The 13,491-nt window shown below is 66.3% G+C and carries 13 protein-coding genes; 5 read left to right on the forward strand and 8 right to left on the reverse strand.

Translation table 11 applies throughout. The features are described from left to right. Window positions 1–18: 18 nt before the first annotated feature. Complete coding sequence (locus PT015_RS09225; RefSeq protein ID WP_285190319.1) at window positions 19–1,038, reverse strand: LLM class F420-dependent oxidoreductase; 1,020 nt, start codon at window positions 1,036–1,038, stop codon at window positions 19–21. A gap of 61 nt (window positions 1,039–1,099) precedes the next feature. Further along, window positions 1,100–1,555 (reverse strand): pyridoxamine 5'-phosphate oxidase family protein, encoded by a 456-nt coding sequence (locus PT015_RS09230; RefSeq protein ID WP_285190320.1) that lies wholly within the window; start codon window positions 1,553–1,555, stop codon window positions 1,100–1,102. Between the two features lie 68 nt (window positions 1,556–1,623). On the opposite strand from PT015_RS09230, the gene PT015_RS09235 reads away from it, so the two are divergent. Then, window positions 1,624–3,120 carry an acyl-CoA carboxylase subunit beta gene (locus PT015_RS09235; protein WP_285190321.1) on the forward strand — a complete coding sequence of 499 codons (1,497 nt, stop codon included), beginning with the start codon at window positions 1,624–1,626 and terminating at the stop codon, window positions 3,118–3,120. A gap of 7 nt (window positions 3,121–3,127) precedes the next feature. Here the strand turns inward: PT015_RS09235 and PT015_RS09240 are convergent, their stop codons facing one another. Genes PT015_RS09240 through PT015_RS09260 form a run of 5 tightly spaced genes read right to left on the reverse strand, consistent with a single transcriptional unit; the run spans window position 3,128 to window position 8,271 of the window. Then, window positions 3,128–3,964 (reverse strand): SDR family oxidoreductase, encoded by an 837-nt coding sequence (locus PT015_RS09240; RefSeq protein WP_285190322.1) that lies wholly within the window; start codon window positions 3,962–3,964, stop codon window positions 3,128–3,130. A gap of 9 nt (window positions 3,965–3,973) precedes the next feature. Further along, window positions 3,974–5,047 (reverse strand): TIGR03857 family LLM class F420-dependent oxidoreductase, encoded by a 1,074-nt coding sequence (locus tag PT015_RS09245; RefSeq protein WP_285191018.1) that lies wholly within the window; start codon window positions 5,045–5,047, stop codon window positions 3,974–3,976. A gap of 40 nt (window positions 5,048–5,087) precedes the next feature. Continuing rightward, complete coding sequence (locus PT015_RS09250; protein ID WP_285190323.1) at window positions 5,088–6,206, reverse strand: alpha/beta hydrolase; 1,119 nt, start codon at window positions 6,204–6,206, stop codon at window positions 5,088–5,090. A gap of 9 nt (window positions 6,207–6,215) precedes the next feature. Continuing rightward, window positions 6,216–7,838: a flavin-containing monooxygenase gene (locus PT015_RS09255; protein ID WP_285190324.1), complete on the reverse strand. Its 1,623-nt coding sequence runs from the start codon at window positions 7,836–7,838 to the stop codon at window positions 6,216–6,218. Next, window positions 7,831–8,271 carry a nuclear transport factor 2 family protein gene (locus PT015_RS09260; protein ID WP_285190325.1) on the reverse strand — a complete coding sequence of 147 codons (441 nt, stop codon included), beginning with the start codon at window positions 8,269–8,271 and terminating at the stop codon, window positions 7,831–7,833. The genes PT015_RS09255 and PT015_RS09260 overlap by 8 nt, the downstream gene beginning before the upstream one ends. Before the next feature lie 77 nt (window positions 8,272–8,348). On the opposite strand from PT015_RS09260, the gene PT015_RS09265 reads away from it, so the two are divergent. From PT015_RS09265 to PT015_RS09280, 4 genes are read left to right on the forward strand one after another with little or no spacing between them, the layout of a single operon-like run. Then, on the forward strand, window positions 8,349–9,341 hold the full coding sequence (locus PT015_RS09265) for a Rieske 2Fe-2S domain-containing protein (protein ID WP_285190326.1): 993 nt from the start codon (window positions 8,349–8,351) through the stop codon (window positions 9,339–9,341). Next, window positions 9,338–9,970: a cysteine hydrolase gene (locus tag PT015_RS09270; protein WP_285190327.1), complete on the forward strand. Its 633-nt coding sequence runs from the start codon at window positions 9,338–9,340 to the stop codon at window positions 9,968–9,970. Before PT015_RS09265 ends, PT015_RS09270 begins: the two co-directional genes overlap by 4 nt. Continuing rightward, window positions 9,967–10,587, forward strand: a complete 621-nt coding sequence (locus tag PT015_RS09275) for a PaaI family thioesterase (RefSeq protein ID WP_285190328.1) — start codon at window positions 9,967–9,969, stop codon at window positions 10,585–10,587. Before PT015_RS09270 ends, PT015_RS09275 begins: the two co-directional genes overlap by 4 nt. A 7-nt stretch (window positions 10,588–10,594) precedes the next feature. Then, on the forward strand, window positions 10,595–12,265 hold the full coding sequence (locus tag PT015_RS09280) for an acyl-CoA synthetase (RefSeq protein WP_285190329.1): 1,671 nt from the start codon (window positions 10,595–10,597) through the stop codon (window positions 12,263–12,265). Here the strand turns inward: PT015_RS09280 and PT015_RS09285 are convergent. Beyond that, window positions 12,254–13,486: a cytochrome P450 gene (locus PT015_RS09285; RefSeq protein WP_285191019.1), complete on the reverse strand. Its 1,233-nt coding sequence runs from the start codon at window positions 13,484–13,486 to the stop codon at window positions 12,254–12,256. The two genes, PT015_RS09280 and PT015_RS09285, sit on opposite strands and share 12 nt — an antisense overlap. Window positions 13,487–13,491: the final 5 nt, after the last annotated feature.

Here is a 13,491-nt window from a genome sequence, read left to right on the forward strand (position 1 = left end):
TGCTCATCGGCAACTCCTCTACTGGCGCAACTCGTTCAGCACCGCGGCGACCGTGTCGGCGGGCAGGGTGCGGGGAAACGACGGCATCACCCGATCGATGACACCGTCGCAGCGTTGCTTGATGGCAACGGCCAGCTTGTCGACCGTCGCCACTACGGCAAACGCCCGCAATATGTCGTCGTCGACCAGCGTCGCCATCGCGTCCCACTCGCCCTGCAGCGACAGCCGGTGCAACTCGTCGGCCACCTCACCCCAGCCATGCAGCGCAAGGACTTTGCGGTACGCGGGCGTCGACCCGTAGAAGGCGATCTGCTTGCGGACACCGACTGCGGCGGCGTCCAATTCGGATTCCTGCAAGCCGGTCACCACGAACACCGGGCACGCGACCTGAAACGCGCTGCGATTCCGGCCGGAGCGCTGCAACCCGCTCTCGACTGCGGGCAACGTGACCTCGTGCAGGTACTGCCGCGTTGTAAAGGCGTGGGCCAGCAGGCCGTCGGCGACCTCGCCGCACATCTCGGTCATCGCCTCGCCGACGGCGGCGATGAAAATCGGTGGCGCCACCCACGACACCTGCGGCTCAGGGGTGAACATCGGCGTCATCAGCTTGTGGGTATAGAACTCACCCTCGAACCGCAGCTTGGTTCCGTCGTTCCACGCGGACCAGATCGCCTGCAGCGCAAGCACATACTCGCGCATCCGGGCGACCGGGCGGCTCCACGGCATGCTGAACCGCTTCTCGATGTGCGGCTTGATCTGCGTTCCGAGTCCCATAATGAAACGGCCCTGCGAATACGTCTGCAAGTCCCAGCCGATATTGGCGACGGTCATCGGGCTGCGCGCGAAAGCCACCGCGATGCTGGTCCCGATCTCCAGCCGCGACGTGTGTTCGGCGGCCAGCAGCAATGGCAAGAACGGATCGTGGTTGATCTCCCCGGTCCAGCAGGCGTCGTAGCCCTGCGTCTCGAGTTCGCCGACCAGCTCCGGCACCCGCGCCAGGTCGGTGAAGATGCCGCCGTCGACTTTGAGGGGCGTCATACTCGTGAAGCTACAGTAAGCAATTCGGTAAGGTCAATGACGCTGCGGCACAGCAGCTTCGTCACTTCGGCAGCCCGAGTCGAGCGTTGTCCCACGTCAGGATCCGGCCTTCGGGCACGAAACGCAGAAACGCCTGCTGGGCGTAGAACGCCTGCGCCTTCGCGGGCAGCGCACCGGCGGCCGGGCGGAACGCGGCGTACTTGGCGTTTACGGCCTCCTCGATGCGCGCCTTGGCGTTCGCGTCGTCGACCACCTCGATGCGCCCGGTCAGATGCACGCCTTGAAGGTCGACGTACTTCTCCCCCGATTCGACCAGGAACGAGGCCCGGGGGTCGCGGCGAATTCGAGCGACCTTCTTCGTGGTCGACGGCGTCGTCAGCACGACGGTGCGGTCTTCGACGGCGAACCACACCGGCAGCGCGATCGGCATGCCGTCACGGCGCAGCGTCGTCAGCGTTCCGGTGTGCGCCGCGTCCACGGCCTCCCACGCCTCGTCTTCCGTCAACCGGATGCCCATCGCACCGCCTCTCGCCGTCCACCTCTCGCAGACGCTACAGTAAGCACTTCAGTAGATAGGACGTGCCGATGACGAAACCCCCAGATTGGGAGGAGACGCTCGACGACCTGACTCGTCGACGCGAACGGACGTGGGCGATGGGCGGCCCGGAACGGCTGTCCAAGCACCACGGCAAGGGCAAGCTCGACGCCCGCGGGCGCATCGAGCACCTCCTCGACCCGGGGTCGTTTCGCGAGATCGGCACACTGGTCGGTGGCGACGTTGCCGCCGACGGCATCATCGTCGGTTCCGGCCTGATCAACGGCGCACCGGTGATGCTCGGCGCCGAGGACTTCACCACGCTCGCCGGCAGCATCGGCCCCGGCGGAAACTCCAAACGCTATCGCATTGCGGAGTTGGCGCTGCGCGACAAGATCCCGCTGGTTATGCTGCTCGAGGGTGCCGGCTTTCGGCCCGGCGGAGGGCATTACGGCCGCTCCCCGACCGATCTTCTCGCGCAGGCGCAGTGTTCGGGGAAGGTGCCGACCGTCGGCGCCGTGTTGGGCCCTTCGGCCGGCCACGGTGCGTTGGTGGCCCCGGTCTGCGACTTCCGCATCATGAGTGAACAGGGCGCGATTTTCACAGCCGGCCCGCCCGTCGTGAAAGAGTCCACCGGAGAAGACATCTCGAAGGAAGACCTCGGCGGACCCAGTGTCGCCCTGCCCAGCGGCGTGATCCACAACGTCGCCGACGACGACGAAGCGGTCCTCGACGACATCCGTCGGTACCTGTCCTACTTCCCTTCCAGCGCATGGTCGTATCCGCCGTCGCACACGGACGCCGAAGTTGCGAAGCCGCGCCCACTGCCGGAGCTCACCGACATCGTGTCGCGGGACAACCGCCGGGTCTACGACATGCGGGCCGTCCTCGACGTGGTCTTCGACAGCACAGACTGGTTCGAGGTGCAGCCGCGGTTCGGCAAGGCCATCATCTGCGCGCTGGCCCATCTGGGCGGTCATCCGGTCGCGGTGGTGGCGAATCAGCCAAAAGTGTTGGCGGGCTCCATCGATGCCGACGCCGCGGACAAGGCGGCGCATTTCATCATGGTTGCCGACTCGTTCCATCTGCCGATCGTGTTCCTCGCCGACAACCCCGGGATGCTGCCGGGCAGCCGTTCGGAGCGCAGCGGTGTGTTGCGGGCGGGGGCGCGGATGTTCGCCGCGCAGACGGCAGCAACGACCATCAAGCTCCATGTCACGCTGCGCAAGGCCTACGGGTTCGGGTCAATGGTCATGTCGCTGTTGAGTTTTGACAGCCAAGGCGCGACCTTCGCCTACCCCGGCGCGACGATGGGCGCGATGAGCGCGGCGGCACTGAGCAAGGCGTCGCACGCCGGCGAGGACCTCACGGCCAAACTGCGCGACGCGGAGTTGCAGGCGTCGTTCCGGTCCGCGGAGTCGATGGGGTTCGACGAGCTGATCGACCCGCGGGAGACCCGCGATGCGTTGATGGCTGCGTTGCAGCGCGGATTGTCCAGCCGTCAGGCTGCGGCGGAACCGGTCAGCCGCACCGTCATCATGCCGTGAGAAGGCCTCAGTAGATATAGTTTTCGGCGCTGGCCCGCACGGTGATGTCGCTGATGTTGATGCCCCACGGTTGGTCGATGACGTGGATGACGGCGTCGGTCAGATCGTCGGGGTTGATCAGCCAGTAGCCGATTGAGTCGACGTCGAGCTGCTCCGGCTGCAGCTCACCGCTCTGCGTCTTGATCGCGTTCTCGAAGAACAGCGGCGCCTTGTGTCCGAGGATGCCGGTGACCGCCGCCTGGTTGACCACCCCGCCGGCCAGGTGCGTCCCCAGGACGCCGGTCGGCTTGAGGTTGGTCACCTTGATCTGGCCCTGGGCCTCGATCCGCAACGACTCCGACAGTGCGTCGACGGCGGCCTTGGTCGCGCTGTAGACGCCGGAGCCCTCGGTGCCGGCGTTGCCATAGATCGACGAGATGTTGACCACCTGGCCGCGCCCCTGCGCGATCATCGTGTCATAGACGGCCGCGATTCCGTTGACGACGCCCTTGATGTTGATGTCGATTGCCTTGTGCCACTTCGCCCATGCGGCTTCATGGTCGGAGAAGTAGGCCAGCGGCATCACGCCGGCGTTGTTCACGATCACGTCGATGCGGCCGTAGGTGTCGACGGCGTGCTGGGCGGCGGCCCGCATCTGAGCCATGTCGGCGACGTCGGCCAGCTGGCTGGTGCCGTCGTGGCCGGCAGCCTGGATCCCCTCGAAGACCTCGTTCAAGGCGTCGGCGCTGACGTCGACGCCGACCACCTTCGCGCCGCCCGCGGCGCACTTCTCCGAGATGAGCTTGCCGAAGCCGCTGGCGGCACCGGTGACGATGATGACCTTGTCCTGAAGATACGTCGACATGGGTCATTCCTACCTGGTGGCCCGATACTCCTCGACAATCGGCTCCAGTTCGTCGGGTGTCGCGCCGTGCATGATCACCGCGTCGGCGCCGTACTGGAACTCCTTGCGGATGCGGTCGACGCACTGCTGCGCCGACCCGGTGGCCGACGGTTCCAGCCACTCGTCGGGAATCAGTCCCGCGATGTGCTCGATCTGCTCGGCGGTGGCCTTGTGGTCGATGCCGCCGGCGATCGACGTCACGACCGAGTCGGCCCGAAACCGGTTCAGGACAGCAGGATCCCAGTCGTTGGTCCGCACCAGTAGGTCGCCGTAGCCCTGCAGGTAGGTGGCCAGCCGGGCGACGGTCTTCTTCAACCGCAACTCCTCGGGCAGGTGGTCGCCGACTGTGGCGAAGCATGACCAGACGCGCACCCTGTCGGGATCACGGCCCGCCTTCTCCGCGGCGTCTTTGACGGTTTTCACGCAGCGCTGCAACGTGTCCGGGGTGAAATAGGTATGCAGGATGACGTCGTCGAACACCCGGCCGCCCAGCGCCAGAGTATTCGGCCCGAATGCCACCAATGCGAGGCGGATGTCCTCCTTGAAGTCGGGGTCGAGGAACAGGATGTTGTACTTCCCCATCGGCCCGTCGTGGTTGAAGATGACCTCGCCGTGCCATAGCCGGCGCATCACCTGGGCCCAGTCCTCCATCTGCGCGGTGGTCACCGCGGGAATGCCGAAGGCGCCGTAGATAGCGGCGATGCCGCGGCCGACACCGAGGGTGAAGCGGCCACCCGACAACCGGTGCATAGTGGTGGCCCACGAGCCGGTGATCAGCGGATGCCGGGTGTTGTGATTGGTTGCGGCAGTTGCGATCTGCATCCGGCTGGTCACCGCGCAGGCGGCGCCGACCAGTGACGACGCCTCCTTGACATTCCAGCGTTCGGAGATGAACGCCGTGCCGAAGCCCAACTCCTCGCCGCGACGGGCCTCGTCCATCAACGTCGCCGGGCCCTCACCGCCGGCGCCGGCCAGCAGGTAGTAACCGAGTTCGTCCAGTGTCTTGGTCAACGCCACACTCCTTGCTTGTAGCCGCAATTCCAGACTTCGGTGATCTCCCCTGCGACGACGCGGGCCGGCGAGCTCATGCCGAAGACTCCTCGGCAACTCCTTGCAGGAACCGTTCGGTAACCCCAAAAACTTTGCGGGAGAACACATGGCCGACATGGCCGCCGTCATACCAATACAACTGACCACCCCAGCGCTCCTGCAACGCATCGGTGGGATCGCGCATCGCCATCCGATCGTGCCAGGCTCCGACGATCAGCCGGCGGTGCGGTGGTGGCGCCGGGTCGACGGCAAGTGGGTCGATCACCGACGTCAGCCTCGCGACCACCGGCGAGCTCAGCAGCTCACGAAACTCGCGCCGTGACGCACCCCAGCGCCCGAGGTGTCGCGCGATCATCGCGTTGAGTCCGAGGATGGGTGTGTACAGTCCGACCGCGTCGATGTCGCGCTCCAAGTGGGACACCAGCGCCGCGACGGGCGTGCCCATCGAAATACCGCCCACCACAACGGCGCTCGCCTTCGGCCGCGCCCATTGGACGACCGCCCGAACCTCCGACACCGCCCGCATCATGCCGGCCACATTGCCGAGCGGATCCATGTCGGGGTAGGCGGGCCAGTCCCGTCGTCGGCAACCATGACCGGGCTGCACCGGCATCGCGACGTTGAAACCCAACTGCCGGTGGATGCGCGCGACCCGGGTGAGTAGCAAGTCCTCGACGCCGCCCTGGCCCGCGCCGTGCACCCAGATCAGCCAGGGCCTCGGCCCGCCCGCGTGCCGGCACAGATGAACGACGGCCTTGGCAGGTCCGCCCAACCGTTCGCTCGCCAGACTGTGCGGCAATCGTGGGTCGTGCTCGAAAGTGAGGCGCTCGTAAGCCAACCCGGCGATGCGCTTGAGTTCGAGCTTGTGTATCCGGATGGGCTCCGGGTCGGCGTGGGCGCCGTCGACGCCGAGCGCGGACAACTCTTGTGCCGCGGCGACGCACGCTCCCGGTGATCGGACATCCGCAGGGATTCCGCCCACCAATGAAAAACCGGACAGCACAAGCTCGTCCAGCATGACCTCACCGAACTGCCGGACGCCGCGTGGGGACGCGGGGTTCCAGCCGGTCGATTCGTTGAGCCCGGCTATCGTGCGCGGCACCACCAGGCTGAGCTCACGGGCCGCGGTGAAACCGATCGTCGCCAATGACATGCAGGTCACCTACGCGAGCGTGAAGCCGGTGTACCCGGCCGCCGCGATCTCGTCGCAGCGGCGCCGGTATTCGGGAATTCCGCCGGTATAACCCATGTACATCCGTTTCTTGCCGGGCACGTTGCCACCGTTGTACCAGGAGTTGCAGGACGGGTGGACGAGAACGGTGGGGGCAACCAGCGAGGTGGCGTGCTCGATCCAGTCCTGCTGCGCCGATGGCATTGCCTCGATGGTGCGAATACCGTTGGCGCGCAGGTATTCAAGGCAGTCGCCGATCCATTCCACGTGCTGTTCCAGCGCAGCGACGAAGTTTGTGGCCGCGCTCGGGCTGCCTGGACCCTGGATGGTGAACAGGTTCGGGAAGCCGGCGACCGCTATGCCCAGATACGACAGCGGCCCCTCGTCAGCCCAGAACTCGGCGAGCGAAGCGCCGTCGCGGCCGCGGATGTCGATGCGACTCAGCGCGCCGGTCATGGCGTCGAAGCCGGTCGCGTAGACGATCACGTCGAGGTCGAAATCCTCACGCGCGGTCCGGATACCGGCGGCCGTCAGACGTTCGATCGGCGCGGCTCGCAGATCGACCAGGGTCACGTTGTCGCGGTTGAATGTTTCGTAGTAGCCCTGGTCGATGATCGGCCGCTTGCAGGCGAACGGATAGTCGGGCACCAAGGACGCCGCGGTCTGCGGGTCCTCGACGATCCGGGCCACCGCCTCGCCGTACAACGTTGCGGCCATCCGGTTGGCCTCGATGTCGAAGAAGATGTCGCCCCAATTCAGCGCGCCCAGCACGCCGTGTTCGTCGATCGCGCGCAACTGCTCTTCGCGAGACGCCGACTTCAGCGGTGGCTTGCCGAGCATCTCGAGCAGCACCGAGAACGCGCTCAGCCGGGCGGCCCCGATCGGGTGCATCCGCTGCGCGGCACGGATGCCGGAGTAGTCGGCCTTCATCGCGTCGAGTTCGCCCGGCTCGAAGCGGCGCACCTTCCAGGGCAGCGTGTATGCCGGCGATCGCTGAAACACGAACAGCTGCTTTGCTTCTCGAGCAACCACAGGAATGAGTTGGACGCCGGTCGAGCCGGTGCCGATGACGCCGATCCGCTTGCCGGTGAAGTCGACACCGCCCCGCGGCCACTGCGAGGTGAGTAACGACATCCCGGCGAACTCGTCCATGCCGGGGAAGCCGGGTTGCAGTGCCACCGACAGGATGCCCGAGGCTGCGATTACGAACGGCGCGACGAAGGACTGCCCCGCATCGGTGCGCACCTCCCACTCCGCGGCGTCTTCGTCGAAAGTCATCGCGACGACCCTGGCGCCGAACTGGATGTCCCGGCGGAGGTCGAGTCGGTCGGCGACGAAATTCAGGTAGGCCTCCACCTCGGGCTGGGCCGGCATCGTCTCGGTCCACACCCACTCCTGCTGAATCGCGTCGGAGAAGCTGTAGGAATACTCGATGCTCTCGATGTCGCAGCGAGCGCCCGGATATCGGTTGTAAAACCAAGTACCGCCGACGTTTTCGGCCATCTCCAGCACCCGTACCCGCAGACCGAGCTCACGCAGTCGATGCAAGGAATACAGCCCGGAAAAGCCGGCACCGATCACGATCGCGTCGAGACGCCGACCGGTCTCAGGCATTGTCACCCGTGATTTGCTGAATGGTGCGCGTGAGATGCAGCGTCTTGATCACCCAAGCGCCGTCCTGCTTTTCGTAGGTCTCGTGATAGTGGCCCGCGCCGTGCAGTTCATTGCCGTTGGCGAAGACGATCCAGTCCTCCATCGCCCAGATGCCAGTGGCGGTTTCCGATGAGGTCAAGGTGATCTCCGGCGTGTGACAATGATGCATCGTCTGCGCGCCCTCGAGGCTGGCCAGCACCATCGGAACGAAGTTGTCGACGCCCTCGACGGGCGGGGCGGTCATCGGATCGGCCCCGCCGGTCGACACCGCCAAGTCCAACAGGACCACCACGTCGGTGGCGAATACGCTGCGCCACCCGCTGGCATCCTTGGCGTCGAGAAAGCGGCAATAACGAGCTTTCACCTGCCGGATCGCTTCGAGATCGTCAGACATTCCGCAGCGCCTCCTTCAGCTGAAATCAATACTGTAACGTATTTAGTATCATCGCGACGAGGCCAGGAGGCGCCGGCGTGAAAGTCCCCTTCACCTGGAAAGTCACCGGCTGGTTCATGGTCGGATGGTCGCCGGAATTCCCGGTCGGCGAGACGCGGCCGCTGCACTACTTCGGCGAGGATCTGGTTGCCTACCGCGACGAGCACGGCGAGTTGCACGTCATGGAAGCCCACTGCAAACACCTGGGGGCCCACATCGGCCACGGCGGCACCGTCGTCGGCGACTGCGTGCAGTGTCCGTTCCATGGCTGGCGCTGGGGGCCCGACGGCAGCAACCGCTACATCCCCTACCAGCCGGACCGGCCCAACAAGGTGCTGCGGCTGCGGGTGTATCCCGTCCGCGAACAGCACGACTGCGTATTCATCTGGCATCAGCCGGAAGGCAAAGAGCCGCAATGGGACATGCCGGACATCTTCGGCTCGTTCCCGCAGTTCGAGACCGACCCGGCGACCTACTATCGGGCCTACCCGGAGTTCTCCCGACGGGCCGAACGCGAGCCGGTGCATCCACAGATCGTGGCCGAGAATGCACCCGACAGTGCACATTTCGAGTACGTCCACCACGCGACCGTTACGCCCCGCGTGCTGGACTGGAAGATCGTCGACCACGAATGGCGATTCGTCGCGGGCTGGCCGGACGCCCGCAGCGACGACCCCGAGGACCTGGCGCTGAGGTTTCACAGCAATCTGTTCGGTCTGGGCGGGGCGATCAGTGTGTTCGAGGGAGCACAGAACCACCGACTGATCTTCACCTGCACGCCGGTCGACGACGAGTGCTCGGACCTGTTCTATTCCATCTGGTGGCCACGCCTGCCCGGCGACACCGCCGACGTCCCACACGGCGAACTGCGCGACACCATCGAAAAGCACTTCCTCTCAACGGTCTTCGACGACCTGGAGATCTGGCGCTACCAGCGGTACGTCGAGAATCCCGCGCTGTCCCGCGAAGACGCGAAAGGTTATATGGCCCTGCGCAAGTGGGCCACCCAGTTCTACGAAGTGCCGGCGTGAGTCCCCTCGCCGAGATCGCCGCGCCCGAGCACACGGCGATCGTCACCCAGGAATGCCAGGGCGCGGTCATCGGCCCGAACGCCGGCCTGGCGCAACTGGCCGACGAGGCCCGCCGCGTCGCGCTGCCCAATATCGTCAGGCTGTTGCCGGTGGCGAGGGCCGCCGGGGTGCGGGTGGTGCACTGCACCGTGCAGCGTCGGCCCGACGGGCTCGGAGCCAACCACAACGCCAAGATCTTCACCATCGGCCGCGGCGAGGTGAACATCCTCCCCGGCACTCCCGGCGCGACCGTGCTGCCCGAATTGGGACCCGAGCCAAGCGATCTCGTGTTGAGCCGCTGGCACGGCATCGGCCCGATGGGCGGGACGGATCTCGACGCGGTGCTGCGCAACCTGGGGGTGACCACCATCGTGGTAGTCGGGGTGTCGCTGAACCTGGCGATCCCCAACGTCGTGATGGACGCGGTGAACGCCGCCTATCGGGTTGTCGTGCCGCGCGATGCCGTCGCCGGCATCCCTACCGACTACGGCAATGCGATCATCGACAACATGTTGTCGCTGCTGGCGACGATCACCACCACCGACGATCTGATGCAGACGTGGGGCCGGCCGGACGGGGGGACTACGTGACCGACACCGCACCCGCGGATCGGGGTGGATTCCCCGACGTTCGACCGGTGGAAGACGCGCCCGACGAGCTGCGCCGATATGTCGCAGCGCTGCGCCGACTGCACGACCTGACCGTGTCCACCAACCCGGGTGACGCGCTGTGGGCCGACGCGGCCGCGCATCTCGAAAGCGCATGCGCGCTGCTGGATGGACATCAGGTTCCGGAGGCGGAGAACGTGGCCGGTCGGGTGCTGAGCATCCCGGGCCTCGGCCATCCGCTGATGCCCCCGTGGACGGTGATCCGGTCCGGACCTGACGGCGTCACGATGGCCGGCGGTTTCACCGAGGCACACGTGGGCGGCAACCGCGCCGTGCACGGCGGGATCATCCCGCTGCTGTACGACTGGCTGTTCGGGATGGCAGTGACCGCGGCCGACGTCTTCCCGACCAGGACCGCATTCCTGCACGTCGACTACCGGAAGATCACCCCGATCGACGAGCCGCTGGAAGCCAGGTGCGCGGTCAGCAGGATCGACGGCCGGAAAGTTTTCATAGAGGCTACTATGACATCGGCCGACGGCGCCGTGCTCAGCGAAGCCAACGGCCTGATGGTCCGCTTGCTTCCACACCAGCCGTAAGGTCCAGATGCCCGCCACCGCAGTCGAATTCACCGTTCCCGCCGTCACCGCCGCCGTTGCGGCGACGATTCCCGACCGAGAGCTCATCATCCAGGGCGACCGGCGCTATACCTACGCCCAGATCATGGATCGCTCGCAGCGGCTGGCCGCGTATCTGCATTCCCGCGGATTGGGTTGCCACACAGAACGATCGACACTCGGTGGCCATGAGGTCGGGCAGGATCTGGTGGGTCTGTACGCCTACAACGGCAACGAGTTCGTCGAGTCGCTGGTCGGTGCCTTCGCCGCGCGGGTGGCGCCGTTCAACGTCAACTTCCGCTACGTCAAGAGCGAACTGCAGTACCTGCTCGCCGACTCCGGCGCGACGGCGTTGATCTATCACGCCGCCTTCGCCCCGCGGGTCGCCGAGGTGCTGCCGGATCTTCCGCAGCTGCGCGTCCTGATCCAGATTGCCGACGACTCGGGTAACGAATTGCTCGACGGCGCCGTGGACTACGAAGAAGCGATCAACGCCGAGTCTCCGGCACCGGCCGTCGAGCACTCCCCCGACGACCTGTACGTCCTGTACACCGGGGGCACCACCGGCATGCCGAAGGGCGTGCTGTGGCGGCAACACGACATCTTCATGACGTCGTTCGGCGGTCGAAACCTGATGACCGGCGAGCCCACCGATTCTCTCGAGCAGATCCTGGGGCGCCTGGACGGCAGCACCCCCACCAAGCTGATGATCCTGCCGCCGCTGATTCACGGCGCCGCGCAGTGGAGTGTGATGACGGCGATCACGACCGGCCAGACCGTCGTATTCCCTTCTGTGGTCGACCATTTGGACGCCGACGACGTTGTCCGCACCATCGATCGGGAGAAGGTGATGACGGTGACGGTGGTCGGCGACGCGATGGCGCGCCCGCTGGTCGCCGCGATCGAGAAGGCGCGCGAGGACGGGACAGCCGACGTGTCGTCGCTGGCGGTGGTGGCCAACGGCGGCGCGCTGCTGACCCCGTACGTCAAGCAGCGCCTGATCGAGGTGCTGCCGAATGCGATCGTCGTCGACGGTGTCGGCTCGTCGGAGACCGGCGCGCAGATGCACCACATGTCGACATCGGGCACGGTGTCGACCGGCACCTTCAACGCCGGGCCGGACACTTTCGTCGCCGCCGAGGGTCTCGGTGCGCTGCTACAGCCGGGTCACGACGGGATGGGCTGGCTGGCCCAACGGGGTTACGTGCCTTTGGGTTACAAGGGCGACGCCACCAAGACGGCCGCCACGTTCCCGGTGATCGACGGTGTGCGCTACGCGGTGCCGGGCGACCGTGCGCGGCATCTCGACGGTGGCCGGATCGAACTGCTGGGCCGCGACTCCGTGACGATCAACTCCGGAGGCGAGAAGATCTTCGTCGAAGAGGTTGAAACCGCGATCGCGTCGCATCCGGCCGTGACCGACGTCGTCGTCGCCGGACGCCCCAGCGAGCGATGGGGACAGGAAGTCGTCGCCGTGGTCGCGCTCGCCGACGGTGCTACCGCCGCTGCAGGCGAGTTGATCGACCATGCCGCACGGACTTTGGCGCGCTACAAACTGCCGAAAGCAATCGTGTTCCGTGCGGCCATCGTGCGTAGCCCCGCCGGCAAGGCCGACTACCGGTGGGCCCGCGAGCAGGCGGTCGGCGAATCAGCCGAGTGACACCGGCAGATGTTTGAGCCCGTGCAGTCCAATGTTGTGGTTGTAGACCGGCGGGCCGGCGAGACTCAACCGTGGAAAGCGCTCGAACAGTGTTTGCAAGCCGATCTGGACTTCCATCCGCCCCAACGCCGCGCCCAGGCAGGTGTGTACGCCAGTGCCGAAGGTGATGTGTTCGCGGGCGTTGGCACGGGCGGCGTCGAAGGCGTTCGGGTTGTCGAAGACCGCCGGATCCCGATTGGCCCCGCCGTACATGACGAACACCGCCTCGCCCGCCCGGATCGAATAACCTTCGATCTCAATGTCTTCCGCAGCGACCCGGGGCACAAACTGAACCGGGGTGTCGTAGCGCAGGGCCTCTTCGACGGCGTTGGGCCATCCGTCGGGGTTCGCGCGCAGCGTCGCCAACTGATCCGGGTGACGGGTGAGCGCGATGACGGACTTGCCGAGGATGTGCGTCGTGGTGATGAACCCCGCGCCGAACAGCAAGGCGGCGAGCATCTTGAGTTCGGCTTCGGTCAAGTCGCTGTTGCGGATGACATCGGACAGGATGCTGTCGCCGCCGGTGCGGCGTAGCCGCGCGATGTGGTCGCCGACGTATCTCTCGAACTCCCGCAGGATGTCCGTGCCGGCGCGGTAGTGCCGCCACGACGGCCCGACACTGCCCAGCAGGCTGGTGGCCGTCTCGGCGACGTGCAGCAGATAGGGCGTGTCGTCGCGCGGCATCCCCATGAGGTCGGCGATCACCGCCATCGGGATCTGCGAGGCGTACTCGGTGAACAGATCGCAGTCGGTCCTGCCGTCGAGACCGTCCAGCAGCCCGTCGACGAGATCCTGGATGCCGGCGCGCAGCCGATCAAGGGCCCGCGGCGTGAAGGCGCGCGTCACCGGCTGGCGCAGCCGGGCGTGGTCCGGAGGGTCGGTGACCAGCATCGAGGGCGGTTCGATCGGGTTCATCACGCCCGGGTCGGTTCTGGCCAGGATCCACTGGCCGAGCCGGAAGGGGGCCCGATCGCTGGGCTTGGCGGTCCTGATCCGGCTGTCGCGCAGCAGCTCGCGCAGGATCCGCGCGTCGGCGCAGACCCAGCCGGCGCCAGCCACGCGGGACATCCGGCCGCGGGCGCGCACCTGCTCGATCAGGGGATAGATGTCGTCGACCGGGTTGCTGTCGATCGTCAGCAGCTTGGCCATTGGATCGTTTCGCCGAGCCAGCAGGCCCAGCATCGTCC

Origin of the sequence: Candidatus Mycobacterium wuenschmannii, assembly GCF_030252325.1 — a bacterium.
Classification (GTDB): Bacteria; Actinomycetota; Actinomycetes; order Mycobacteriales; family Mycobacteriaceae; genus Mycobacterium; species Mycobacterium wuenschmannii.